29 protein-coding genes are annotated in these 25,195 nt (G+C 49.0%); 12 read left to right on the forward strand and 17 right to left on the reverse strand.

The annotated features are described in order from the left end of the window. Positions 1 to 55: 55 nt before the first annotated feature. From MET42_RS0113145 to MET42_RS14685, 7 genes are all read right to left on the reverse strand, one after another. A complete protein-coding gene (locus tag MET42_RS0113145) occupies positions 56 to 931 on the reverse strand; it encodes a choice-of-anchor A family protein (protein ID WP_232411592.1) in 876 nt (291 codons plus the stop codon). A gap of 185 nt (positions 932 to 1,116) precedes the next feature. Then, the gene (locus MET42_RS0113150) at positions 1,117 to 3,750 is read right to left on the reverse strand and encodes an EAL domain-containing protein (protein WP_232411595.1); all 2,634 of its coding nucleotides are present in this window, start codon (positions 3,748 to 3,750) and stop codon (positions 1,117 to 1,119) included. A 244-nt stretch (positions 3,751 to 3,994) separates the two neighbouring features. Continuing rightward, complete coding sequence (locus tag MET42_RS0113155) at positions 3,995 to 4,654, reverse strand: pyridoxamine 5'-phosphate oxidase family protein (RefSeq protein ID WP_019883544.1); 660 nt, start codon at positions 4,652 to 4,654, stop codon at positions 3,995 to 3,997. A gap of 138 nt (positions 4,655 to 4,792) precedes the next feature. Then, positions 4,793 to 5,482: a hypothetical protein gene (locus tag MET42_RS0113160; protein WP_019883545.1), complete on the reverse strand. Its 690-nt coding sequence runs from the start codon at positions 5,480 to 5,482 to the stop codon at positions 4,793 to 4,795. 138 nt (positions 5,483 to 5,620) lie between these two features. Then, a complete protein-coding gene (locus tag MET42_RS0113165) occupies positions 5,621 to 6,907 on the reverse strand; it encodes a diguanylate cyclase domain-containing protein (RefSeq protein ID WP_232411597.1) in 1,287 nt (428 codons plus the stop codon). A gap of 210 nt (positions 6,908 to 7,117) precedes the next feature. Next, positions 7,118 to 7,282, reverse strand: a complete 165-nt coding sequence (locus tag MET42_RS14680) for a DUF3309 family protein (protein ID WP_019883549.1) — start codon at positions 7,280 to 7,282, stop codon at positions 7,118 to 7,120. Positions 7,283 to 7,513: 231 nt separating this feature from the next. Continuing rightward, the gene (locus MET42_RS14685; protein WP_019883551.1) at positions 7,514 to 7,666 is read right to left on the reverse strand and encodes a DUF3309 domain-containing protein; all 153 of its coding nucleotides are present in this window, start codon (positions 7,664 to 7,666) and stop codon (positions 7,514 to 7,516) included. Positions 7,667 to 7,969: 303 nt separating this feature from the next. On the opposite strand from MET42_RS14685, the gene MET42_RS0113180 reads away from it, so the two are divergent. Both MET42_RS0113180 and MET42_RS0113185 read left to right on the forward strand, forming a co-directional pair. Beyond that, positions 7,970 to 8,449 (forward strand): DUF421 domain-containing protein, encoded by a 480-nt coding sequence (locus tag MET42_RS0113180; RefSeq protein WP_232411599.1) that lies wholly within the window; start codon positions 7,970 to 7,972, stop codon positions 8,447 to 8,449. Between the two features lie 235 nt (positions 8,450 to 8,684). Next, positions 8,685 to 10,301 (forward strand): EAL domain-containing protein, encoded by a 1,617-nt coding sequence (locus tag MET42_RS0113185; RefSeq protein WP_019883553.1) that lies wholly within the window; start codon positions 8,685 to 8,687, stop codon positions 10,299 to 10,301. 56 nt (positions 10,302 to 10,357) lie between these two features. Here MET42_RS0113185 and MET42_RS0113190 read toward each other — a convergent pair whose 3' ends face one another. From MET42_RS0113190 to MET42_RS0113215, 5 genes are all read right to left on the reverse strand, one after another. Then, the gene (locus MET42_RS0113190) at positions 10,358 to 11,332 is read right to left on the reverse strand and encodes a PA2778 family cysteine peptidase (RefSeq protein WP_019883554.1); all 975 of its coding nucleotides are present in this window, start codon (positions 11,330 to 11,332) and stop codon (positions 10,358 to 10,360) included. Positions 11,333 to 11,349: 17 nt separating this feature from the next. After that, the gene (locus MET42_RS0113195; RefSeq protein WP_019883556.1) at positions 11,350 to 11,748 is read right to left on the reverse strand and encodes a PA2779 family protein; all 399 of its coding nucleotides are present in this window, start codon (positions 11,746 to 11,748) and stop codon (positions 11,350 to 11,352) included. 51 nt (positions 11,749 to 11,799) lie between these two features. After that, complete coding sequence (locus MET42_RS14690) at positions 11,800 to 11,955, reverse strand: DUF3309 family protein (protein ID WP_019883557.1); 156 nt, start codon at positions 11,953 to 11,955, stop codon at positions 11,800 to 11,802. A 257-nt stretch (positions 11,956 to 12,212) separates the two neighbouring features. Next, entirely contained in the window at positions 12,213 to 12,671 is a 459-nt protein-coding gene (locus MET42_RS0113205) for a hypothetical protein (protein ID WP_019883558.1), read from the reverse strand. Positions 12,672 to 12,837: 166 nt separating this feature from the next. Next, a complete protein-coding gene (locus MET42_RS0113215) occupies positions 12,838 to 13,416 on the reverse strand; it encodes a PEP-CTERM sorting domain-containing protein (protein ID WP_019883561.1) in 579 nt (192 codons plus the stop codon). Positions 13,417 to 13,707: 291 nt separating this feature from the next. Between MET42_RS0113215 and MET42_RS14495 the strand changes: the two genes are divergently transcribed. Further along, entirely contained in the window at positions 13,708 to 15,933 is a 2,226-nt protein-coding gene (locus MET42_RS14495) for an EAL domain-containing protein (RefSeq protein ID WP_019883562.1), read from the forward strand. Between the two features lie 73 nt (positions 15,934 to 16,006). Here MET42_RS14495 and MET42_RS0113225 read toward each other — a convergent pair whose 3' ends face one another. Next, the gene (locus MET42_RS0113225; protein WP_019883564.1) at positions 16,007 to 16,795 is read right to left on the reverse strand and encodes a hypothetical protein; all 789 of its coding nucleotides are present in this window, start codon (positions 16,793 to 16,795) and stop codon (positions 16,007 to 16,009) included. Positions 16,796 to 16,908: 113 nt separating this feature from the next. Further along, a complete protein-coding gene (locus tag MET42_RS0113230; protein WP_019883565.1) occupies positions 16,909 to 17,307 on the reverse strand; it encodes a hypothetical protein in 399 nt (132 codons plus the stop codon). A gap of 241 nt (positions 17,308 to 17,548) precedes the next feature. Here MET42_RS0113230 and MET42_RS0113235 point away from each other — a divergent pair, with 241 nt between their 5' ends. Both MET42_RS0113235 and MET42_RS0113240 read left to right on the forward strand, forming a co-directional pair. After that, complete coding sequence (locus MET42_RS0113235; protein ID WP_019883566.1) at positions 17,549 to 17,803, forward strand: hypothetical protein; 255 nt, start codon at positions 17,549 to 17,551, stop codon at positions 17,801 to 17,803. A gap of 13 nt (positions 17,804 to 17,816) precedes the next feature. Next, positions 17,817 to 18,152, forward strand: coding sequence for a multidrug efflux SMR transporter (locus tag MET42_RS0113240; protein ID WP_019883567.1), 336 nt, complete (start codon positions 17,817 to 17,819; stop codon positions 18,150 to 18,152). Positions 18,153 to 18,155: 3 nt separating this feature from the next. On the opposite strand, the gene MET42_RS0113245 is transcribed toward MET42_RS0113240, so the two are convergent. From MET42_RS0113245 to MET42_RS0113255, 3 genes are read right to left on the reverse strand one after another with little or no spacing between them, the layout of a single operon-like run. Beyond that, positions 18,156 to 18,710, reverse strand: a complete 555-nt coding sequence (locus MET42_RS0113245; protein WP_019883568.1) for a pyridoxamine 5'-phosphate oxidase family protein — start codon at positions 18,708 to 18,710, stop codon at positions 18,156 to 18,158. A gap of 36 nt (positions 18,711 to 18,746) precedes the next feature. Then, positions 18,747 to 18,986 carry a DUF2798 domain-containing protein gene (locus MET42_RS0113250; RefSeq protein WP_019883569.1) on the reverse strand — a complete coding sequence of 80 codons (240 nt, stop codon included), beginning with the start codon at positions 18,984 to 18,986 and terminating at the stop codon, positions 18,747 to 18,749. A 14-nt stretch (positions 18,987 to 19,000) separates the two neighbouring features. Next, the gene (locus tag MET42_RS0113255; RefSeq protein ID WP_019883571.1) at positions 19,001 to 19,489 is read right to left on the reverse strand and encodes a DUF2938 family protein; all 489 of its coding nucleotides are present in this window, start codon (positions 19,487 to 19,489) and stop codon (positions 19,001 to 19,003) included. A 76-nt stretch (positions 19,490 to 19,565) separates the two neighbouring features. On the opposite strand from MET42_RS0113255, the gene MET42_RS14450 reads away from it, so the two are divergent. The 7 genes from MET42_RS14450 to MET42_RS0113290 all read left to right on the forward strand — a co-directional run bounded on the left by MET42_RS14450 (position 19,566) and on the right by MET42_RS0113290 (position 25,190). Beyond that, a complete protein-coding gene (locus MET42_RS14450) occupies positions 19,566 to 19,967 on the forward strand; it encodes a helix-turn-helix domain-containing protein (RefSeq protein WP_024930514.1) in 402 nt (133 codons plus the stop codon). A gap of 205 nt (positions 19,968 to 20,172) precedes the next feature. Continuing rightward, positions 20,173 to 21,318 carry a diguanylate cyclase gene (locus MET42_RS0113265; RefSeq protein ID WP_019883573.1) on the forward strand — a complete coding sequence of 382 codons (1,146 nt, stop codon included), beginning with the start codon at positions 20,173 to 20,175 and terminating at the stop codon, positions 21,316 to 21,318. 296 nt (positions 21,319 to 21,614) lie between these two features. Next, entirely contained in the window at positions 21,615 to 21,875 is a 261-nt protein-coding gene (locus MET42_RS0113270; RefSeq protein WP_232411604.1) for a Flp family type IVb pilin, read from the forward strand. A 40-nt stretch (positions 21,876 to 21,915) separates the two neighbouring features. After that, positions 21,916 to 22,365, forward strand: coding sequence for a prepilin peptidase (locus MET42_RS0113275; RefSeq protein ID WP_024930512.1), 450 nt, complete (start codon positions 21,916 to 21,918; stop codon positions 22,363 to 22,365). Next, positions 22,362 to 22,853, forward strand: a complete 492-nt coding sequence (locus MET42_RS0113280; protein ID WP_019883576.1) for a TadE/TadG family type IV pilus assembly protein — start codon at positions 22,362 to 22,364, stop codon at positions 22,851 to 22,853. The genes MET42_RS0113275 and MET42_RS0113280 overlap by 4 nt, the downstream gene beginning before the upstream one ends. Positions 22,854 to 22,880: 27 nt before the next feature. Then, positions 22,881 to 23,810: a Flp pilus assembly protein CpaB gene (cpaB, locus tag MET42_RS0113285; RefSeq protein WP_019883577.1), complete on the forward strand. Its 930-nt coding sequence runs from the start codon at positions 22,881 to 22,883 to the stop codon at positions 23,808 to 23,810. Positions 23,811 to 23,834: 24 nt separating this feature from the next. Continuing rightward, positions 23,835 to 25,190 carry a type II and III secretion system protein family protein gene (locus MET42_RS0113290; RefSeq protein WP_232411606.1) on the forward strand — a complete coding sequence of 452 codons (1,356 nt, stop codon included), beginning with the start codon at positions 23,835 to 23,837 and terminating at the stop codon, positions 25,188 to 25,190. Positions 25,191 to 25,195 lie beyond the last annotated feature (5 nt).

Consider the following 25,195-nt stretch of genomic DNA (forward strand, 5'->3'; position numbering starts at 1 on the left):
TTGAATTAAAAAAGCTCAAGCATATGCTTGAGCTTTTTTTATCGTGCTACGCTGATCAAGCGTGATATTTGCGTCTGCGCGCCAGCAATCCCACCACACCCAAACCCACCAGCAACATGCCGTAAGACTCAGGCTCTGGCACCGGCGTTACCACCAGGCCGGTAATTTCTGTCGGTTTAAACATGCCAGTAACGTTCACCTGGGTATTGGTGTTCCAGCTATTGGCAATCACGTTACCGTTGATCGCCGTAAAGCCACCAGTGATGTTCGCCAGTGGCGCCAGTATGGTGCCTGTTGCACCAGAACCGGTACTCAATGCCGTGGCTTCATAAAAGTTATAAACCACATTAAAGCCATAGCTGGCAAAGTCAGTACCGGTGCCGCCATTAAAGGTCAAGCCACTGCCTGAAATGTTCAGGATAATGGTCTGGCCTGCTGAAAAACCACTAAAGGTTGTATTGTTTCTGGAGTTGAACAAACTGCCATCAATATCAAAAATCTGCGCACTGCTATTGTTGCTGGCGGTGAGTTGCAAGCCGCTATAGTTGTAAGTCGCTGTTCCAGTATTCACCAGGTTATTCAGGCTGGCAGACAGGTTGAGCAAATAAGTGCGCTCATTGGTGAAATTGATAGGGTCGCTATCAGTATAAGCGCCTGTAAAACCAAAACTGGAAGTGCTGGTAGTACCACCCACATCAATGTTACCGTTCTTCACGCTGCCGTTGTTATAGGTCAGATTGTTGCCAACCACCAGCGAATTACCAGCGACCGCTTTGTTGAGCTCATTCACCGCATAGCCAGTCACATTAAAGTTACCGCCCACTGCTACCGCACCTTCAACATCGCTATAACTACTGGTAAAGTTGTTAAACACGAATACGTTAAACTGGCCAGCTACGCCAAAATCCAGCACATCGGCCGAGGCTGCCATGCTTTGCATTGCAAGTGTAGCGATAACCGCACTTTTGAACATCCAATTCATACATCACCCTTTGATAGTCAAATAATCGTCATCATAAATAATGTTTTATGATCGTATAAGTGACTTATAACACTTTTACTTCTCGCACCAGATAGCCCATTCGGGTAACCTAAGCCGTGCGGTAGTCAACGCGGCTATCTGGCAATGGCAGCTTCGCGCGATTGCTGCACCAGCATTTGCTCAAATGCATCCGCTGGCACGGGGGGTGAATAGAAAAAACCTTGTGCGTAATCGCAATGAATATCCATCAGCAAGTCACGTTGTAGCGCTGTCTCTACGCCTTCAGCAATCACTTTCAGGCCGAGCTTATGCGCCATCACAATAATCGCTTCGCACAACACATAGCTTTCATTACCCGCATTGAGATTGCGTGTGAATGACTGGTCTATTTTGAGATAGTCGATATCGAACTTGCTAAGATAGGAGAGCGAAGAGTAGCCCGTGCCAAAGTCGTCAATCGCCACCTGGATGCCCATGTCTCTAAACTGCAACAGACGCTCTTCGACCACCGGATCCGGATTGAGCAATAAGCCCTCGGTAATTTCCACGACGATACGCTTACCTTCTACGCCCATCGCGCGCAATGCATGCACCCAATCACTTTGCACGTTGAGTTGCTCAACAAATTGCACCGGTGATTTATTAACACTGATGGCAAAGTCATCGCCCATCAAGGGTTGCCATTGCATGGCGTGTTGCGCAGCGCGATGAAAAATCCAGTCACCCATGGCAATAATGTCACCGGTTTCTTCTGCCACCGGGATAAACAATACCGGGCTAATCAGGCCACGCTCAGGGTGCTGCCAGCGCATCAGTGCTTCTGCTTTGACGATTTTGCCATTATGCAGGCTGACAATCGGCTGGTAGTAATCACGCAATTCGCCATTGTCCAAAGCCATGCGTAAATCACGCGCCAGATTCACGCGTTGCGAGAGTGCCTCACGAATCGCCAATGAGAAGAAGCGCAGGCTATTACGGCCGCGGCTTTTTGCGTCGTACATGGCCTGGTCTGCGTGCTGTATTATTTCTTCGGCATGCAATGCGTCTTCAGGATATTGGCTAATGCCGATACTGACTGTGACAAACACGCGCTCACCGCCCAGAATATACGCCTTGGAAATCTCCTGCATCAGCTGATTACCCAAGCCCTGCAGATCGGCATGCAAGCCTTCTGGCACAATAATCGCAAACTCATCCCCGCCCAGCCTGGCCACGGTAGCTGGCAACGATACGCACTGGCGGATACGCTGGCCAACCTCCATCAATAGCTCGTCACCACGCCGATGGCCAAGGCTGTCATTCACCTCTTTAAATCTATCCAGATCCAGCAATAACAGGCTCAACCGCTGTTGCCTTGTCGCAGCGGCGGTAATTGCCTCTTTGATTTGATGATGAAAATAGTGGCGGTTAGGCAGCTGGGTCAGGCTGTCATAATTCGCCTGCCGCCAGATCGCAGCTTCAGCCTGTTTTTTATCGGTAATATCAATGTGTGTGCCGCGCATCATCGCTGGCTCACCCGCAGGCGTACGTGAAATCAAGCGGCCACGATCCACAATCCAGATCCAATGCCCCGCTTTATGCTGCATGCGGATATCGCACTCATAAAATTCGATCTCCCCCTGTAAATGACGCGCTACCAGCGTCATGGAGGTTTGCCAGTCATCGGGGTGCGTTAAACGTTTCGCTGTTTCAAGATTATGTGGCACCAACTCGTCAAGGGTATAGCCAAGTATCTCTGCCCAGCGCTCATTAAACTGGAACATCCCCGTTTGCACCTCCCACTCCCAGGTACCAGCACGGGTGGCGTCAATAATGTTGGTGAGGCGCAAGCGCTCAAGCTCAAGCTCTTCACGCTTGCTTTCTATTTCGGCGGTTTTTCTTTTCACGGCGACCCGCAACATGAAAATCAGCAACAGCAACGTTAAGCCGACCACCAGCAATAATGCTAATGTCAAAATCACCTGCTTGGAGTACACCCCGCGTTGCAGAGAACTGCCTTTCCATTTAGATTCCAGCGCCGTCATTTCAGCCGGACTAATGGCAGCGGCACCACGCTCAAGCAAGCTCAGTGTGCGCACATCGCCCTTTCTGACAGCGCGATGAAACTGTCCTTGATACAAGGTAAACGCACGCAGAATCTGGCTATCTGCATTCATGCGATACAAGTAATAATGCGCCGGATAATCATCCATGCAGACGATTTTGACTTGCCCGCTTAATGTGGCCTGGATGATTTCTTCATAATTGTTGTAGAGGCGAAACGATTTCACGCCCGCTTCTTTTAATTTGAAGATGCAGCCATCGCCTTTTTGTACACCGACAGTAAATCCACTCAGCACCTCAGGGGATGCCAGACCGCTAAGGCTTTCGTGCGCATAAATGCCCACCGGCAGCGTGGCATAAGCCTTGGTAAAGGTGTACCGTTGTTCGCGTTCGGCGTCGCGAAAAATCATCTCGATCACATCAGCATGCCCACTCAGTAACTGCTGCTGCGCCTGCTCCCAGGCGGTCGATACCAGCGTCACCTTCACGCCGGTTTTCTGCTCCCACAACTTCCAGAAATCAGCCACGATGCCTACCGTGTTACCGTTGGCATCCTTAAACAAATAAGGCGGGTAATTATCATCGCTAATCACAGTAATCGCCTCTGCCCGGGCATCGCGCGCAGGCAGGCTGGCAAACAGCATAGCACTGTAACCCAGCAGGCAAAGCAAGGTCATGACGCGACGATAGAAGTGTCGTGTAAACATGGCTGCAAACTTATTCATGGGTAATCAGATGTAGACCCTGAGATTAGTTAAAAAGGCTGAGTCAAGAAAAGCTTAACAATACTATCGACAGAATAATACAAACATTTACGGCAATTGTCTTTTTGTACAACGTGATGCTGACGATATTTACCACAAAAATCTTTTTGCACTGGCACCAGATTGGTGCTTGCAGGAATACTGATCAATAAAAAAGCGCAGGAAAACGCCTGCGCTTGTATCAACCACAGCCTTTAAATGGCCACTACACGTCTGGCGCACCGGCCTTGATCTTGGCAATCCAGTCTTCCACCTGAATAAAACCGGCATCCTGCGCTTTTTTGGCATCTTCGTCGGAGATCACATCCTGCACGAACTCCAGGCGCTTCCATTCCGCCAACGGCGTCTGGCACTCTGCCACAGGCACATAACGCGAGCTGCTATCACGGGTATAGCGGTGAATATAGCGCGGACAGTTTTGCCATAGCTCGGACAACGTCACTTTCACCACAAACTCGGCTTCTTGATACATGGCAAGCAAAGCAGGCTCATTAGACACGCTGCTCACGCCTTGCAAGCGAATACGGTGCGGGCGCTCGAACGAAATAAACAGCATGCCAATCTCTGCATTCTCGACCATATTGCCAACAGATAGCTGCATACCGTTGCCATCATAAATCGGGAAAATCAGCGTTTTGTCGTTGATCACGCGCACAAAACCGGTAAACCCACCTTTATATGACACGGTGGGACGCCCGTTGTGGTCCACCGTGGATAAAAAGAACATATCCAGCGACTCTATAAATCCTTTGGCATCTTCATCAATCTCGGTCTTGCAGGCGATTTCTTCAATGCGGTCTGCCAGCTTCCTGGTGCCTTGCTGGTCCTGCACCTTGCGGTGTGTTTCTCCAAACAAACGACTCATATTTCCCCCTACGACTTTATTCAGTGGTTCTGTTCAATGATACGGTTTAAAAACACGTGACAACACTATGCTTAATGGCATGTTGGCTAAAGTCTGACCCAGACGGCACCATTGTAGGACGTCCATGCAATGCTGTCATTAAAACACCCGGATCAGGCGAAAACTCCACAGCCGCTGTGTTTTTTCCGGATGATCCAGCGTCGACCAGGCGGTCCCCATCTGCAAAGTATAATACTGGCTGGCGTCGTAATGTACCTGCGGTGTAAGCCGATAACGCCAGGTGCCGCCAGTGCTGATTTCCTGATTAAGCTCCAGGCCCAGTGTCAGCCGCGGTGAGACATCATAAAACACCGTATTGTTCAGCAAATAGTCTACTTGTGCACTGCGGTTAATATTGTATACACGCAAGCCCAGCATACTTAACGACGACCACTGGTCTGCCCACTGCCGGGCATGGATATATGTCGCGTCAACAGACACAGCTTTGGCATGCTTATTCACATCGACAAATGCTTGCCAGCCATTGGCCGTGCCTTGTGCATAGTCGACCCCCAGTGTTTGCTGGATCGCCACTTTATAGCGTTCATGACTAACGTCCTGAAACGGCAGCTCGACCTCAATCGCCAGGTCATCCGCCAGTCCATACTCCAACTCAGGTGCCCAGCTAAAATCACCGTTATAAGGGTTATAGTCACCTAGCGCATTGATCTCCATTTCACCCTGCCTGACGCCCAATGGTCGCACCAGGTCATACACCATGGGTTCGGGAATCCTTAACAAGCGGTCACTGTGCGCTGCGTCAGGTTCAATAAACGCAGGCTCGGGCATGATTTCTGAAGCATTAAGCCGTGGGATGATGGCGAGGTGAAGCGACAAAACAACAACGGTATGAGCGCATTTCATTAATACATTTACGTAAATAAAAACACCATACTAACACGCTGGGCGCGTGTAACAAATGCTGGTTTACTTCCAAACGCTGTAAGTATTCCTGCCGCTATGCTTGGCCTGATAAAGTGCCATGTCGGCTTGCTTAAGCAATTGCTTTAAGGTGACATCGGATGCAGGATCATACAAAGTGAGTCCAATACTCAAATGCACGGCGATTTCCCTATCATTAATCAACATAGGTACATTGAAAATATCCCGTAATTTGGTCGCGACCTTGACTAACCCTTGCTCAGACATTTGGTCTTTGACCACAATCACAAACTCATCACCACCGAGCCGACTCACAGTATCCATATCGCGCATATTGGACTTCAACCTGGCCGCCACTGCTTTAATGACCTCATCGCCCACATCATGACCATACTGGTCATTAATGGCTTTAAAATGATCCACATCCAGTGCCATGAGGCCGAATCGCTTGTGATCGCGCTTGGCCTCTGAGTGTGCATAGTTCAAACGACTTTCGAGCAAGCGACGATTTGGCAAACCGGTCAGGCTGTCCATGAGCGCCCCTTCTGACAAATAATAGCGTTCCTGGGCGAAGAAATAGGCAACACCGCCGACCAACAGGCTTAACAATATACTCAACACCACACCAAGGCTGCGACTAGGCAGATGATGGCTATTTTTATTCTCGATGGCCCACTCCCATTTGCCATTGGGCACCTCACTTTGCTGAATAAAAATGTTCTTTTGATCAAACAACGCAGCATCGCCATGAAACACGCGCTTCTGCTCTACCGTCCTGATTGCAAATGAAAACTGAGGGTTTTGCACATTCTGAAAAGCCGCCTGCAAAAAGCTATGGGTATCAATCACCGTCGACATAATGCCCCAGTAGTCGCCATCGACAAAAATCGGGAAGCGATAAATCATGCCGTTACCGCCCTGTATCAAATCCAGCGGGCCATCCAGCACCCCCTCATGAGACTCAATCGCCAGCTTCACTTTGGGCCATTGCGAGGCAACCTCACGATAGTCGATACCGATGATCTGTTCATTACCCTTTTCAGGGTAGACATAAGTCAGTTTGTAATTCACGGCCACTGCCAGGTTCCTGACATGATGGGCGTTAGACCAGAGGTCGGCTAAGATCGCCTGCATCTTGTCCTGCTTCAGCTCATTGCGATAGACCTTAATAAAACTGGACAGGCCATTAGAAATAAATAGCAGGGAATTTAATTCGCGATCCAGCTCAGCGCGCAACAAACTACCGTAAGACGCCGCCTCCAGATAGGCCTCCCCCTCTGCTTTCTGGCGTTGGTAATCCAGCAGAAAATGCCAAAACAAAAAAGCCAACATTGCCGCAAACGCTGCAATCAGTTGGCTTTTAAATGTTTGGCTAAGTTTTGGGCGCACTGGCTCACTTCACAAAAGGTTCCATGTTGCATTCTACGCCAGGCGCATCCCACTCTTTTTGAGAAAGAACAACAGGTTTACTCTTTAATCATTCAAAATGATTCACGCGATCACTATCTCCTCGAAAAGTGTTATCACGCAGCTGATCGTACGTTAAAGATCAACGAAACCAATCGCAAACGCCATCATAATCAAGACGGCGATCAATACAGTCAGCGCACGGCCTGGATCCATGCCCCAACTCACGCGGTAGAATCCGGTACGAAAAGCATGGATTAAAGCGAGCGTGAAAATCACTATCAGCAGCGTACCCAGCATGTCGTTCTCCTGCAATCCAACGCTTACTGACAGCACATGCAGTCAGCAAAGACATATTGAATGGTTGAAGCGAGAAATAGTTAACTCTATTGCCAGCTTCATTATGCAGCATGGCATAAGGAAAAACGATGAGATTTATACTGAATATTTTGTAGGAATGCGCCTGCGTGCTTAATGATTAACTACTTGAATCAACGTACGTAGAATTTTTAAAGTGGCACCACTTATCGCTTACCCTCCAGAAAATGTGAGTAACAGCAATGCCAACAGTAATAAACCAAAGCCGCCGCTTGGAAAATAGCCCCAGTTTGCACTATGCGGCCAGGCTGGCAAGGCGCCAATCAGCGCCAAAACGAGGATAACAATCAGGACAGTGCTGAACATCATACGCTCCAGTCATTAATTCAAACCGGCCTCAACAGCAGGCCTGAATACCGAGATTCAGAATATAAAAATTAAGAATACCCAGGATAAGTAATACTCAAGATGAGTAAGGCTTCATCATGCCGTCATGGCGATACGCTGACCATGACACTGCGGCTGAAACTGCTGTAGGAATGAATAAGGCACGTTTTTTTGCATCCTTGATATAGCTTGTTTTTCCTACAACAAGTACATCTGGCGCTGATAAAGACAATTGCTTTATTTCTGTAGACTCTTTGCACATCATGAAATGGGGTGAATGACATGGATACAGAGGCGTTCAGCTTAAGCGTTCCCTTGTGGGAGATTGTGATTCGGGGATCCATCGTCTATTGGTTCCTGTTTCTTATCTTCAGATCCATCTTGCGCCGGGATATGGGCAGCGTCGGTGTCGGTGATTTCTTATTTGTGGTCATTGTGGCCGATGCCTCTCAAAACGCGATGAGCGGGGATGCTAAATCGATCATGGACGGCCTGGTACTGATCAGCGTATTGGTTTGCTGGAATATCTTGATTGACTGGCTCAGCTACAAAAATAAATGGATCAGGCGCGTGATGGAAGCACCACCATTGGTGCTGGTTCGTAACGGTGTGCTGCAAACACGTGCCATGCGTCGCGAATTTATTACCAAAGACGATATCCTGGCCAAGCTACGTGAGGATGGCATTGCGCATATTTCAGCAGTCAAACAAATGCAATTAGAGTCAGATGGTCAGCTCAGTATTATTCACGACGATAAGTAACAATGACATTCTTCACATTAACGTTTATTCTCGCGTTGTAAAAGTAACGCAGCTTCATGCGTCTCTCACAGCATCAAGATCGATATTCAAATAACACTAACGAAAAAAACTATGCTTATCACTCTTGCACTCTGCGCCCATTCGATCACCTCCAGGTTGCATACGCCTATCCCATAATGCCGATTGGCCAATAGACACGATAGCGATGAAACTGACGTTTGGAAGGAGGCATCAAATGGATCACGTATTAAAGAAAAGCTGGCGTAACAAAAAAATTGTGACTGGCATTACTGTGCTGCTGATTGCGATCACCGCCTCGATTTCCATCTTCCTATCTTTAATCATTGCCCATAACCAGGCGGTTTCCAAAGAAACGAAACACCTGCGGGAAATCACCTCTGGTGTATTGATGCGCATGAGTACGACACGCCAGCAGTTTGCCAATGTCGTGAATTACTTTTCGTCAGTGGCCGAAAAAGATGCTTGCCTGCCACAACAGGTACAAAAAATGCAGGAATTCAATGTGTCAGGATTCTTTCTGCAAGGTGTTGCACATATCCGCGACAATAAAATCGTCTGCTCCTCCATCTCAGAACTGCTGGATGGCATGGTGCTGGGCAAGCCCTACCGGACCGAGCCGGATGGTACCAAGGTGTGGTCTAACATCAAGATCGCTGACTGGCAAGACCGGCATTTGGTGATTTTCGAGAGGTCAGGCTGGGCCATCATGTTTGTGCCCAGTCACGCGATCGAGGCGCTAGACAACTCGGAGGTTGCCATCGGCGTATTCAGCATCCAGTCACACCGGCTGTATACCGGCAAGGGCGAGATCGCCACTGCCTGGCTAGAAAGATACCAAGGGAAGCAAGCACTTACTTTTATTGATCAAGAGCGGCAGATGCTGGTGTATATCGCACCCAACCAGCTGAATGTCACGGCAGTGGTCGCCGCCATCCCCCTTAAGGACATCAACGATGATATCGTGACTTTTATTCAAATCCTGATTCCGCTAGCCATCATTGTCGGCTTGTTATTGGGCGGCTTATTTATCTATATGCAGCGCACCAGGTACTCGACTAAATCCGCTATTTTGCGCGCGTTGGCGAACGATGAGTTTTATCTGGAATATCAGCCTATCATGCATTTGCATCACAACACTTGCGTGGGCGCTGAAGCATTGATTCGATGGCGAACGCCGGATAATACATTTATCAGTCCAGATACGTTTATCCCTGCTGCCGAAGCGGCTGGCGTCATTTGCCAAATCACACAGCGCGTATTTGAGCTGGTAGCGAAAGATATGCGCAACGCTTTTAATACTCACCCGGACTTTCATGTCGGCATTAATATCTCCTCGCACGACATCCGGTCAGGCGACTTATTATCGCTGATTCAAACCCTGATCAAATCCAGCGGGGCGACGGGTAATCAAATCTTGATTGAAGTCACTGAACGGGGGTTTCTTGATGACGATGCAGCGCTGACGACAATCAAGGATATTCGGGATTGCGGCGTGCGCGTGGCCATTGATGACTTTGGGACCGGCTACTCAAGCCTGTCTTACCTGACCAAGTTCCAACTCGACTACCTCAAAATTGATAAGACTTTTGTGGACTCTGTAGGTACCGATGCGGTCACCAGCCATGTTGCTTTTCATATTATTGAAATGGCAAAAACGCTACAACTGGATATGGTGGCCGAGGGCGTAGAAACAGCAGCGCAGGCGAAAATTCTGCACGAACGGGGCGTCAAATATGTACAAGGCTGGTTGTTCTCAAAATCACTCAAGCGAAAAGATTTTTACGCTTATTTGGACAAACATCCGCCGACAGCAGAATCCTCCGTCGAATGATTGTTAGCTTATTAAAGCCAACCTTTAACGTAAGCAAGCACTCACACTACCGGTGGTTATTTTTGAGACTGCCTGATCTCAACCAGCGTCTGTGCAAGTTGAGACTTTAACTTTTCATCGTCCCCAGCCACAGTCAGCCCTTTCTCGGCAACCGTCTCTGCCTGTGCAATGTACTTCTGTGCCAGCAGCACATTGGCCAAATTATTATAGGCCGCCGCTGAAGTCGGATGCACTTCAGTCATATGTTGAAAGGTTACTGCTGCCAGTGGTAAGTCATTGGCAGCATAGGCGGCGTTGCCCAAACCCATCAACAGTACCTGATGATCGGGCCACTCGGTTACGGCTGCTTGATAGGCTTTTTTTCGCGCCGCAGCAGAGGCATTTTTCTCGTAAGCTATCAAGGCTTTGGCGACCTCATCTGCGCTGACGCTGGCGGGCAATTTGCCTGGTGGCAATGCCACAAATGCCCAATGCTCGCTACGCGCCCAGGTACGCTGAAAAGCACTTAAGGACATTTCAAAGCGCTCATAAGTACCGGATCGCAACCACAACAATTCCTTATCCAGATCATAGCCAACCACCACGGCATAGTGCCACGAGGGGACCCATGAAAAACCAAGGTTCTGCATGACCACCACCACATTGCCAGCGGCGACTTCTTGCATCACCGCATCCAGTTGCGGCGGGATTCTTACCGAAACCGCACCGTGCCGTCGGGCTGCCGCCATCATTTCAATCTGCAAACTGCCTTGGCGGCTGGGCACATATACCTCTGGTGTCAGCTGGTCTGGTGTCACTTGAATATTGGCTGCACTCAATGCAGTTGCCAATGCGGCTGGGCCGCACTGGTATTGTGCCTGTGGGAAAAAAGGCGTGCTCGTCAGTTCAGCGTGCCGGGGCAATTGCGTATTGTGCGTGGCTTCACGCACCCCGGTCGCCGCACAAGCACTCAACAGGCACAAAAAAGCCAGCAGGCTTATTCGGCGCAGGCTGGCTTTGATGAGCGTTAAATGGATGAAAATTAAATGCATATCCAGATAACAGTGTATTAACGTACTGAACGTGTGAATGGGAATATTTTTGTAAATCCTAAAATATCCGTCAGCAGCAACACGAAAAACACCAGCACGATGGCACCAATGATGCCACCGCCAGCAGGTGCTTTATCAAGCTGAGAAGCCATATTGCTGGCTTCGTCATCAGTCAATGCAGCCACACGTGACTTGGCTTCCACAGGATCGATCCCACGCTTGACCAACTCAGACTGCACTTCATCGCGTGAAAGCATATCCACAATTTTGGCCCTGTCCTGCGCACCCTTGGCCGATATTGTAGACTCGGCGACTTGCTCAGTGCCAATCATGGCGGCCTGTACGGCTTGCATAGATCCTGTAAATAAGAGCGAAGCTGCTAAAAAAGCACTCAAAAAACGTTTAGCCATGATCATGATTTAGTTTCCTTTATAGAGAAAATGAATTGGCACATTACAACCATCAAACTACAACCGGCCCGTGAGTGCAAGAATAAGCAATATCAGTACGACCAAACCAAGGCCACCGCTTGGGTAATAACCCCAACCAGAGCTATAAGGCCAGGCGGGCAAGGCACCGATTAAAGCCAGAATCAAAACGACCAGCAACAGGGTTCTCAGCATCGTATGTGCTCCTCAAGCAAAAGATTGCCAGCTGCGCGGGCAATCAGTGTGTTGGTATTAAATGCGTGAGGCTCCATCATGCAGGCACCCGGCGCCCAATACCATGTGACGACGGCTGAATTTATTGTAGGAATAGTCTGATAATCCGAACAGGCTGCTGAATGAGGCTGTGCGTGTAAAGGTTCAGCGGGTTACTCGTCATAAAAAAGCCCGCTATCAGCGGGCTATCATGGCAAAAGCACATACGCTGCGCGCAGCTATGACTTGAAAAACTGAATCGGAATCATACGCTTCTGGTCATCAATACAGATACCATCACCAATCACATAGACGCTACCCAATAAGCCATCACCTTCGATATTGGCTTTAAAGTCGCAATTGAGTACCGCTTTCTGATTGGCAACCAGAAAACTTTTGCCCGAGTATGCACGGCGTACTACGGCATCAACCGCTTGTGCGTCAGCGGCACCCGCTCTTGCTACCGGCGCTGCTGCGCTGGTTGCTGTCCACTTCCCGGCCAGCTTGCCATAAGGTGACTCTTCAAACTCAATATCGCCATCATTGCTAATGTCGTTGATCAGAATACTGCCGACATACACCGTGCCATCCGGGCCGATTAATTGCGCCTTATTTTTATAAACACCCAGCTTCACCATATTAACTGAGCACCCTGACAACACCAAAACTACAGCGAACAATACACCTAAATTTTTCATGCACCAGACTCCATACCCAGCATTTCGTGACCCCATGTCACTCATGGCCTTTATGGTACCGCATCCGAAAAAAAACGGCTTGCCAATCAATCACCAAATACTGGCCTCAAATAAAAAAGCCCACCAATTAAGTTCGATGGGCTTAAGCTTTAAAAACAAACAATGCTTATGATCGACGGCGGCGAGCAACCAAACCCAACACACCCAAACCAGCCAGCAAGCTTGCACCGGTCATTGGCTCCGGCACCACGGATGACGTATAAGGTGAAAGCCCTGCTGCCACATCCGGCCCAGTACCAACCAATTCAAACGTACCTTTATAAAGGCCATTGGTTGTAAACGCAGTCACGGTTCCACCGATGAAATCCGCCCCTGTGGCTCCATAAGCGCCGTTAATCGCTGAATCTGGATCCCATTGAAAGTTAAAAGATTCAAATGAATTGAAGCTCGTAAAGTCAAATCCGAATACTGCACCGCTGCCAAAGAAAGTCGCGGTACCGCCAGCAGGTGCGCCAATCGAACTAGGCGAGCCATCAATGACCAGATGGCTCGCATCGCTAGTCACGGTAGTCGTGAAATCGAATACAAGTTTAGTAATGTCGTAACTGGACCCGTTAAATGCCGCAGTATGGATGTTAAATCCATCACTGCCCGGCTCAACCACAAAAATAGAAGCCGCCGCAAATGCCTGCGAGCATCCGACTGCCATGGACATGGCCACTGCAAGTTTACTCAGTTGTTTCATTTGTTTCTCCACTCAGTTTAATAATAAAAAATAACTCCAAAGAACCCTGCACTTACTCATACCTGACAGATATTACAGACTTTGATAATAATTGTAAATTTACTTTAAATTATAAACAGGTACATGTACATCAATAAGAGATAATCTCGCACCATTCACAACTTGCCCCTCTCTGGCCCTCACACGAAAACACAGCAGGTACGCAAAGAGTTTCCTCATTCAACCGTGCAATGCGTTACTATCACTTACAATTTAATTTGCATAAAAGAATGTATTTTCGGGAGAGAGCGGATGCGACTGAATCGCTCAACCACATCCAGTTTCAGCATGATCAAACAATGCTTTTTACTCATCGCAACATGCCTGTCATTGTCACTACCAGCACAAGAAATATTGCCTGGCAGCCTGTATGCCGCAGACAATTTGCAACGGTTGCAACTTTCAGCCCAAGAAACAGAGTGGATAAAGCAGCATCGGAATATACGCGTTGCCGTGAGAAACGGCTGGATGCCGATTGAGTTTCAGTTGGAGAATCAAAAGCACAAAGGCGTTTCGATTCAATATCTGCAAAAAATTAGCCAGCTCACGGGCTTAAAATTCACCCTCGTCGATTACCACGACAATATCACCAGCAATGAGGTCTCGCTCGTCACCGGTATCCGCGGCAAGCATATGCCTACTGGCTTCAGCCTGCTAGCCACGCCTTACCTGGAAACGCCAAATGCCATTTATGTCGCGTCTCACAACAAGCTGTATCAGAGCGAGATTCAACTGGACCAGCTTTCCCACAAAACCGTGGCCGTCTTCAGAAATGGGCCTTTATCTCAAAAGCTCAGGGAATTGATCCCCGGCGTCAAAATCAAACTGGTCGATATTGCAGATGAAGCCTTTGAATACCTGGACGCTGGCCTGGTAGATGCCTATGTCGGCAATGAACTGGTGCTTGACTACCATCTGGACTTCCACAAAATCAAGGCCATCAGAAAAAGTGGCATCACTGCTATCACCAGCACAGTATTTATGGCGGCCAGTGATACCGACCCCATGTTACGTAGCATTTTGAATAAAGCGACCCTGCAGATTGGCATCAATCCGCCGGACATCCTGGAAGTGTGGCGCAGAGTACCCGAGAATCCACTCACACCATACCTGGTCTCCGCCCTGTCCTTTTTTGCCGTACTGTTGCTGATTCAACTACTTAAACTGTACCAGGCCAACAAAAAACAAGCCGTGGCGGCACAACACGCCATCTGGTTCCAGGCTAACCATGACTTTCTGACCAAGCTGCCGAACCGGTTTCAACTCAAGCATGAGCTTGACCAGGCACTACAGGCAGCAACACATCACCCCAACAAGCTGGGGGTGATGATTATTGACCTGGACAATTTCAAGGAAATTAATGATACGGCGGGCCATGCCGTGGGCGATGAGGTACTGATTAAAGTAGCGGCGCGTATCCAGTCCATTATCTTGCCGCCTAACCTCACAGCCCGATTTGGTGGCGATGAGTTCTTAATCGTGATTCAACAGGAGGCCAGTGAGGAGAGGCTGCGTCAGCTTTGTACGCAGCTGATGACGGCGATGGCACCGCCATTTACGATTCAGCAAAAATCTTTTGTAGTTTCCATCAGCATTGGTGTCTCGCTGTTTCCAGACAACAGCCTGCAGGCAGAAGAACTGATCATGTTTGCGGACCAGGCGCTTTACCAGGCCAAGCGCACGGGCAAGAACAAATTCATTCTGTTTAACGAAGGCATGCACGATGCTTTTACCAAAAAAACACATCTCAGCAATGAGTTGCGCTATGCCGTACAGAAAAATCAGCTACATCTGCAATATCAGCCGATTTTTAATTTAACTGATTTACGCTGTGAAAAAGTAGAAGCGCTGTTACGCTGGCAGCATCCTGAATTTGGCACCCTTTCACCAGAAGTCTTTATCAGTATCGCCGAAGAGAACGGCTATATTATTGAGCTTGGCGAATGGGTGTTCCACCAAACCATCAGGGACTTTGAGCAGATTAAGCAGCGCTTTGGTCCGGTAGAAATCTGCATCAATATTTCACCTTTGCAATTCTCGCAGTCCGCGCCCATTCACCATTTCATCTCCAACCTGGCCGCGCGCAGTATTTCTGGCGACCACTTTTGCTTTGAAATCACCGAAGGGCTGCTGTTAGAGCCCTCCAGCAACGTGGTTGAAACCCTGAACAGCATTCATGAGCACGGCATCAAACTGGCAATTGACGACTTTGGCACTGGCTATTCTTCGTTGGCCTACCTCAATAAATTCAAAATTGATTATGTCAAAATTGATCAATCGTTTATCAAAAACATTACGGTGAACCTGAATGATCAGGCCTTATGCAAAACCATTATCTTTATGGGTAAACAGCTGAATATCAGGCTGATTGCCGAAGGCGTTGAAACACTGGCCCAGGAACACATACTGAAAGAAATGGGTTGCCAGTACTCACAAGGCTATTACCGGGCGCGGCCATCTGATCTGGAGGATTTATAAGCCCATCAATAAAAAAGACTCGAGGCCTGAACCTGGAGTCTTTGATCAATCACAAGTACGCGGATAACAGAGACTAGAAGCTCTGCTCGCGGGAAGCGTGCAGCTTATCCAACTCACTATTATTTTCTGCCGCGTGACACTCCAAAATGTCGACATCACCCTTGCTAAACGTGAGCCGCTCAACCGTGTTGATATTGCCAGCAAATTTATTGTCGAGCTCGCCACATTTTTTGGCGCGATGGTTCACAAAACTCAAATAATCTTTTTTCCTGACCTCCAGTTGCGCAGCAGGAATAGAACTATCGTTCATAAATGTGGTGTAAGCACTTCTTAATCTCAGCTCAGAAACACTCCAGATATTAAAAACCAGCATTTTTCTTGAGGTATCCTTTTGCTGCACAGGCTCGACCACTGGCAGTGCCTGGCTGGCATGTATTTCTACCACGGGGGCTTGCATCGGCTCAGGCTCTATTGCTTCAGTTTTTTTAGATTTCTTGCTGCTTGGTTTAGGTGAGGATTTTGCTGGCGCCGCTGGCGTGGCACTCACCTCGTTTTGGGCCGCGCTTGCGCTTGTAATTTCTGGCACATCGGCTTCGGCGGCAGAGGCATTCGTTTCAGGCCCGGCTTCTGACACCACTTGCGTCTGCATGCGGATTTCGTGGCTGGAGTAGGCGGTATTCCCATCCTCCTTGGATAGCAGGCCGAACAGAATCACCACAATCAGACCAATGAGAATGAGATTAACTTTGCCAAAATCGACTGAACCGCGCTCAGCACCTGGCGACTTCTCAGAGCGTGTTCCGTCTGCCGCCGACCGAGATACTTGGTCGAGGGATGCATGTGTATTTCCAGAATGAAGCATATCTCTCATAAATACTGTTGTAGGTGTGCTAATACCAATCTTCCGCTCAATGTCGAACAATGCACTAAAAATGCTCAAGATTCAAGAAGTCCAAATATTTTAAGGATACTGGCTTAAACCCTGGTCACACGGGATTTTGCTGACACAAAGGGCATCGACATCGGATTCGCGAAAATACGTGTCACTTTTGCCGCTGGCTGGCCATGCCCCTCGGCAGCCATTGCAGAGGGGTTATGCATATCCTCGCGCAATAAAGCATCCATAAAATGCCCTTTTTCAGCTTTGTGTGCACGCTGACCAGCCCTGTTACTCACCGCATCCACCACCAACACATGGCTGGCAACCATGGGGCCCTCGGCATGCATATCGCTTGGTGGATTGGATCCAATCGAGACCACGGTCATAAACATCCCGATAAACATAATCACCAGCGCGGCGGAAACCGCTCCTGCCGTGATCGCGATCAAAGACATAGCACTGGTCGCACCTGGCACTGGATTGGGTTTTTTCATGATGAACAGCCTCCCGGTTTTTAGATTTTGGTCAAATCAATACAGGTGCCATCATGCCGTACTGCACAGCGTCGCCCTATCCCACTCGCGCTGAATCTGTTGTAGGAATTATCGGACATAGCCCAACCATGAACCATGAACCATGAACCACTAGCAATAAACCAGAAGCGCCGCCATCACCATGATCGTTTTATAATGAACATCGTTATGCAATACAGACGTATTTTCACAAGGAAAAACCATGGACTTCAATGTGCTTTCTGCCTTCTATCTGGTACCGCTATTGATCTCGGCAATCGGCGGCTTAATTGAATTCAAAAATTGTGAATTTGATACGCCAAGACATGCATTGAGCAAAGCATTCTTTCTGGCGTTCAGAAGCATGGTGCCCGTGCTGAATATTTTCTCGGCGATTTTGTACCTGATTACTTGCGGCACCTTTACCTGGAAGAAAACCGGCGCCTGGAAGAAGTCTGTGGCTTCAAAGAAATCATAAAGGAAAAAGAGTCATGTTTAAATATTGGTTGTTTTTGTTCGCGGCGATTCTCAGCGAAGTGACCGCGACCTCATCACTCAAAGCCAGCGCGGGCTTTACCAAAGCGATTCCCTCCGTGATTGTGGTGGTCGGTTATGCTTTGTCCTTCTACTTTTTATCGCTGGTATTAAAAGCCATCCCTATCGGCATTGCTTACGCGGTATGGGCAGGCCTGGGCATCGTGCTGCTGGCCGTGGTGGGCCGCGTATTCTTTGACCAAACGCTGGATACCCCTGCCCTGATCGGCATCGCGCTGATTCTGGCTGGAGTCATCATCATGAATGTGTTCTCAAAAGCAGTGGCGCACTAACGCTCAATCAAGCCCTTTGCCTTGAATATAGGTAGGCAACCCATCGATGCTAGTGTGGTTTTTTGCCTGCCAATAGTCCGCAATCCCGGCCTCACCTTTAGCCGCAGCCCAATCATTAAGCTGCTCGCGCTCCCCCACATAATCCATATAAGGCACTGACATACCACAAGAGGTTTGTACCAGCTCAATATTCAGTACGAATATTTGCCGTGCGCCGGGCAAGGGATCAAGTTGACTAATCAATGTATCCCACTCAGGGTCATGTTTATGGATGACCGTGGCCTGACCGTATACGCGCAGAATTAATGGATCCCCTGACAACGCCATAAACATGATTGTCATTCTGGCATTCTGCTGCACATGGGCGGCAGTTTCATTGCCGCTCCCTGTTACGTTCAGCCATATCAGCTGATGCGACGAAAGCACTTTAAGCGTGTGCATGCCTTTGGGAGAAATATTCACCCGTCCTTGATCCACCGCGGTGCCAACAAAAAACACTTTCTGCTCGGCAATAAACTGCGTATGTGCCTCACTTAATGCTTGAAACTGCTTACCCATCGCCACTCCCGAATATCATATGCGTTTATTATATGATCAGCTCGCGACTGTTGCATTCACCAGCCTCACAACGAGCGGCCTCACCAATTGCAAAAAGACAAATGCGCTCGGCATCGCCAGTGCATAGGCTTTGATAACCCTGATGAAATAATGCCCATTCACACCGGTATTGATGGCAACAATCACCATACACATCAACAAGGCCATGACAGCAGACATATAAAAAGCAAATACAACCGGTGTATATTTACGTGGTAGTTTGTAACGCATATTCATGTCCTCCATTCTATTCAACGCAATAGATTCATCAATTCTGCGGCTAAAAACATACATAAGCCAAAAATAGTATGGTTAAGCAGGCTTTTCAGGCTATTCATGAATGGCTGCGGCATTTTACTAAATGCGATGCCAGCGCCCATGCCTGGCTGCATAATCAACAGTGGGAAAACAACCGTGAGCATTCCAACCGCCAGCGCTGCGCCAATTTCCGGCTCGCGCATCCACTGCTCACCACAAACCAGTAGCAATAGCTCAGCGATCAATATGCCGATGGCATAATGCACGGCCACGCCTATACCCCATTCGTGAGTCAATGCTGGTGATTTGCCAATATTGTCATGCACGAATTTCATCTGTGTGAAATGTCCGAACCAGCGGCCAAGATAGGCAAAATTGAGTGTTTTTAACCCCAATTGTTTCTGCCCCCATAACCAGCCATCAAACAACATAGTCGCTAGCAGGCCGACTAGCACCCCATTGTATAAAATAGTCACTTTCATATCGCTCCCTTTATTGACGAATGCATACCGTGTAACGCACTATACAAGTTCAAGTTAACTTGAGGTCAAGCCTGAAATGAACATTTCTGAAGTCGTGAAAAAGACAGGAATAAAAGCGTCGACGCTCAGGTATTACGAAGAAATAGGATTAATCAAATCCTTGGGCAGAAGAGGCCTGCAAAGATATTTCTCAGCGGATGTAATGGATCAACTGGCCCTGATCTCCCTGGCCAAATGTGCTGATTTCTCCTTGCAAGAAATCAGCACCATGTTTGCCGCAAACCAACAACACCTGGTGGATCGCAATAAGCTATTGGATAAAGCGGCACATATCGACGAGACCATTCAACGACTCACCATCATGAGCAACTGCCTCAAGCATGCCGCTGTGTGTCAAGCGCCCTCACACTTGGAATGCCCATCCTTCAGAAGGCTGATGAAAGCAGCCATCAAAGGCAGGCTGACTGGCAGCGATTAAAGCACACAATATCCATAAACTATCTTGACCAGAGCTAGACCGGACTAGCCGTACAATTTGCAGCAAGCTAACAGGCACAGTCCTACAAAATGCAGCATAATAAGCACACTCGTCATGCGATAAATCGTTGGCATCCGGTCATGTTCAGTGCTGTACCTGCCGATTGCCACATTCAAATAATCAACGCATTAGAACAGGATTGAACGTGGTCAATAAAACAAGAGAAAGTGCCATTAAGACTCTGGAGTTCAATCCGCATGATCTTGCCTGTGAAGAGCTGCGCCACGTTTATCGAGGCAAAAACAGTGGCAAGCTGATTGTATTGTTTAGTGGACTGGTGGCTGCTGCCATGCTGGCCTGGGACATCGGCGGCGTATATGCAGGCGCATGGTACGCCTGGCTGCTGGTTGCACATGCTTGGCACTGGTGGCTGGGGCGCCTGGACTTTCTCTCGGCCAATGTCAGCATTGAACTGGCACGCATCAACCGTCATGTCATGGCCGCAGGCATGGCCGGGCTGGGCTGGGGTGCGCTCTCTATCGCACTGCCGCTATTGGGTCGCTCAAGCAAAGCCGCTATTCTGATCATTATGCTCATCGCGGTCATCGTGGCACTGCCGCGTCTGGTCGTGTTCCTGCCGATTTTCTTTGCTTTTGCGATTGGCGTCTATGCGCCCCTGCTGCTGGCGACACCGTTTCTGGATTTCGAGACCTTACATATGGTGCTGGTCATCCTGGTGGTAGTGGGTGCAACACTGTGGGCATCGGCAAGCGAAGTACGCAAAATTCTGATTGATGTCTTGCTCAAACAAATATCGTCGGAACAGGCCTCCTGGGAAGATCGCCTGACCGGCATTGGCAACCGCCGAAGTTTTGATGCCAACATGGCAACCACTTGGGCACAGGCCTCCCGCGCCAAAGTACCGCTGTCATTAATGATGGTGGATGTGGATTTCTTCAAGAAATTCAATGACAGCTATGGTCACCAGGCAGGGGATGAATGCCTGAGGCAAGTTGCATCAGCGCTAGATAGTTGCGCGCGCAGAACAGGCGACTCAGTCACCCGTTACGGTGGCGAAGAATTTGCGGTGGTGCTGTTTCACACCCCCTTAAACGAAGCACGCAATATCAGCGACAGCATGCTGACGGCCGTTCAGAAGCTCAATATCCGGCACGAACAATCCACGCATGAAATCGTCACCATTTCGATGGGCATTGCAACCATCGTGCCAACGATGGAAAACAGCATGCAACAACTGATAGAAGAAGCGGATAAAGCCCTTTATCGCGCCAAGGAAAATGGGCGCAATCGCGCCGAATGGCAAATATTAAGCCCGACAAAAGAAGTCTAAAGGGCTTGCATGCCCTCGAATGTTACAAAGACTTTTACATCTCTGTCATATTTTGTCATCCCTAGACAAAAATTGTAAACAAGGCCAATGCATTTTCAGCCAAGACATAGTAAATTATTTTCAACAAAAATCACTAAAAATCAAACAGTTATAAAAAAACAATTTAAATAATGCTCATACCAGTTGTAAAGTGGGCACATTAGTTGCTATAAAAATTACATAAATGTTTTTTTGGGTAAAGCAATGAAGCCTGACCCGCTGCAGCAATCATTTCAGTCGCTCTTTAGAAGTTGGTTTTGTCATTTGTAAAATTAATTTGGGTCTATGCCGACAACTTAAAGTCAAAGCAAGCCCAAAAAAATACTCGGGGAATCAAAATGCACAACACGATTAAAGTAGTCATTTCAAAATTTTTGCGCGACGAAGAAGGTGCCAGCGCCATTGAGTACGCACTGCTTGCAGCGATGGTAGCCATTGCCCTGGTCACTTTCGTGAAGCCGATTAACGGCCTCATTTCCGACATTTTTACCCAGATTTCAACAGCACTCACTCCATAATCACTGCGAACATCAGGCAATTGCACACTGAATGCAGCCTATGCCTATCGCAGAAACAATCATCATTGTCTGGTGCCTGGGGATCGGCCTGGCGGATTTGTATGCAAGGCGTATCCCAAACATCTTAACGCTTGGGTTAGGCTTGATCGCCATAGGCTGGTTGCTGATCACCGGGCAAGCCATGCTTGGCGCAAACTGGCAATCTGTCGCGCTTGGTGTCGTCGCCAGCCTGCTACTGACATTGCCAGCTTATGCTGCACGCATGCTGGGCGCCGGTGATGTCAAATGCTTGCTGGTCATTGCTTTACTTGGCCCGTGGCACACGATGCTGCTCACCTTCGTGATTGCAGCCATGCTGGCAAGCGTATTCGGCCTGGTGTACATGCTATTCATTCGATTAAGGACAAACCAAGCAATCCCCAAACGGTGGATGCCTTTTGGGGCCGCCTTAAGCGCGGGACTACTCTGTGTCATAGGAATGGTGAAATGATAAAACCAATCAATAAAATTTTCCGCCTGCCACGATTGGGCACACAAACAGGATCGGTTGCGATTGAGTTTGTGATGCTGTTTCTTATTTTCTTTGCGCTGTTCTACGCCATGGTGAATTACGCCATTGTGATGCTCATGCAATCTGCGTTTGTGCATGCGGTGGAAGAAGGCGCGCGGGCGGCGATTGCAGTGGATCGTCTGGCATATGCCAATAATTCGGCTTATCTCAGCAATGGCGTAGACCCAAGAGTCAGAAGTGTGGTTGGCAGCTCGCTGAACTGGCTGCCTGCCAAGCCAAAAGATAAAGTACTGGGTTCCGCTAACAGCAAAGTGCAATTGTCCATGAATGGCAATCAGCTTACGGTACGCGTAGTGTACAGCAGTTATGCCAATGACCCCCTGATCCCCATGCTGACCTTACCTGTGATTGGCCAGATCCCCAGGGTACCTGCCGATCTGGCGGGCACAGCAGTGATCGAACTTTAAAAAAGACACCAGACGGAGGATGACATCATGAACAGTACATTCCTGCGTATATTAGCGGCATTGATGGTGATCGCCGCCATCGTTACCGGCTATCTCGGTTATCGGATCAGCAACAAAAAACCTGCGGAGTCATTAACCGTTGTCGTGCCCTCGTACTCACACGTGTTGGCCACAAACGATATTGCAGCTGGTCACGTGCTGACCGCTGAAGACCTCAAAGTAGCTACCACGCAACAACATGACAAGCAGGCCTTCAGTGACCCACAACACCTGATAGGTAAAGCAACCACCAGCACAATCATGAAAGATACGCCATTCAAAACCTCCCACTTTCCTGCCAAGAATGTATTTGGCCAGGGACTTGCGCCTGATGAGCGTGCAGTCGCCATCAAGGCCAATGAAGTGATCGGGGTCGGTGGTTTTATCAAGCCGGGGGATCGTGTAGACGTGCTGCTGTATTTGCACAGAGACCAGGAAACCGGGCAAGTGAGTTCCAGCCAAGTGGTGCTGACCAATGTGAAAGTGCTGGCCTACGGCACGCAGACGGGAGAGCCTGAACCCATCCCACAGGAAGAAGTCGCTCAAGCAACACCAAACAAGCTGGGGCTGAGCAATAGCCGGATCGACAGCAAAAATAGTCGGGACAGTCGTTCTGCCATTCTGGCGGTACACGCACAAGATACGTCAAAACTAATGCTGGCAGATAGCACGGGCATATTGCGTTTAGCCCTGCGCGGCGAACCACTGCCTGGGACAGCTGCATCAGCGACGGCAACTAACCAGTTTGTCCGCCTTGGCGAGGTTTCCCAGCCTGCAGGGATAGCGCCCGCCACTCCGGTTAGCACCACAGCGGAGACCACCAAAGTTGCCGTGAAACAGCATACGCCTGCCACAAAACGGCAACGCATTATTGTTCATCGCGGTGAGCAGGTAGACGTTGTCAACGTGAAAAAATAACAATAAGAAAGCCAAGGACACATCATGCAAACAATGAAATATGCCTGGTCAATGCTGTTGAGTTGCCTATGCAGCCTGGCGCTGCTTGCGCAGGCTGAGGAGCCCAATGAATTGAGCCTGGTTGTCGGGACCCAGCAGGTGTATGTGCATGCCAAAGCGGTCAAACGTGTCGCGGTAGGTAACCCGGACATTGCGAATATCTCGATGCTGACATCGCGCAATCTCATGATTACAGGTAAACAGGCGGGCGCGACCGAGATTTCAATCTGGGAGAGCGAACAGGCGGCAGCGCCCGCCAAGCAGATCAAGGTCAGCGTGAGCATTAGCACGGCTATTGAAAAGCAAAGGCTGCAATTTTCCAAATCGATCAAACTATTACCAGCAGGCAGCCAGGTAGCCATTGCTGGCGATGCAGACTCCTTGGAAGAACACGCATTAGCACGCCAGGCGATAGATAAAAAGGCCGAGGCGCCCATGGACGCCACTTCAAGCAACTTTGATAACCAGGTGCAGATTGATATCAAAGTGATAGAAGTCAGCCGCCAGAATATGATGCGCGCCGGATTTTTCCTGGGTAAGAATAGTCGCAACTCCACCATCGCCATCGGCACGCCGGGAAACCTGAGTGGCGTACAAACTGGGGATAACGGCTTTACGCTGAATAGTGCCTCAGGCTTTCTAGCCAATGCCAGCGCATTCAATTTTGTGGCCGGGAATGCAAGCCGGGGCTTGCTCGGCACACTGAGCATTCTCGAGGCCAATGGCTTTGCGTATACGCTGGCAGAACCCAGTTTGACCGCATTCTCTGGTCAAAGTGCAAGCTTCCTGGCGGGTGGCGAGTTTCCGGTCCCCATCCGCGCTGGCGCCGGGGGCGATAGCACCGTCACCATACGCTACAAAGAATACGGGGTGCGCCTCATGCTCACGCCCACGGTGCTGGATGCAAACAGAATATTCCTTAAGGTGTCGCCTGAAGTCAGTGAAATCGACTTCTCCAATGCGGTGCAAAGTGGCGGTGTAGCCGTACCAGGGCTGCGTGTGCGCAGGACGGACACCAGCGTTGCCTTAGGGGATGGCGAAAGTTTTGTGCTTAGCGGGCTGGTTAGCCGCAATACGCTGCAAAACGTGGACAAATTGCCAGGCCTGGGAAATTTACCAATTATCGGTGCCTTTTTCCGCTCGACCCGCTTCGAACGTGAAGATAAGGAATTGTTGATGATCGTGACCCCACACTTGGTGCGCCCCATTGCCAAAGATGCAGCCATGCCCGTATTGCCGGGCGGCAACCTGCGTGACTACAACCCCAGTTTTAGTGACTTGTTTTTCCAAAAAGGGCCCCAGCCAGATGCTGGCATCCCTGCCACCGGTTTTTCGAGGTAATCGAG

It is taken from the genome of Methylophilus sp. 42 (assembly GCF_000384155.1).
Taxonomy (GTDB): domain Bacteria; phylum Pseudomonadota; class Gammaproteobacteria; order Burkholderiales; family Methylophilaceae; genus Methylophilus.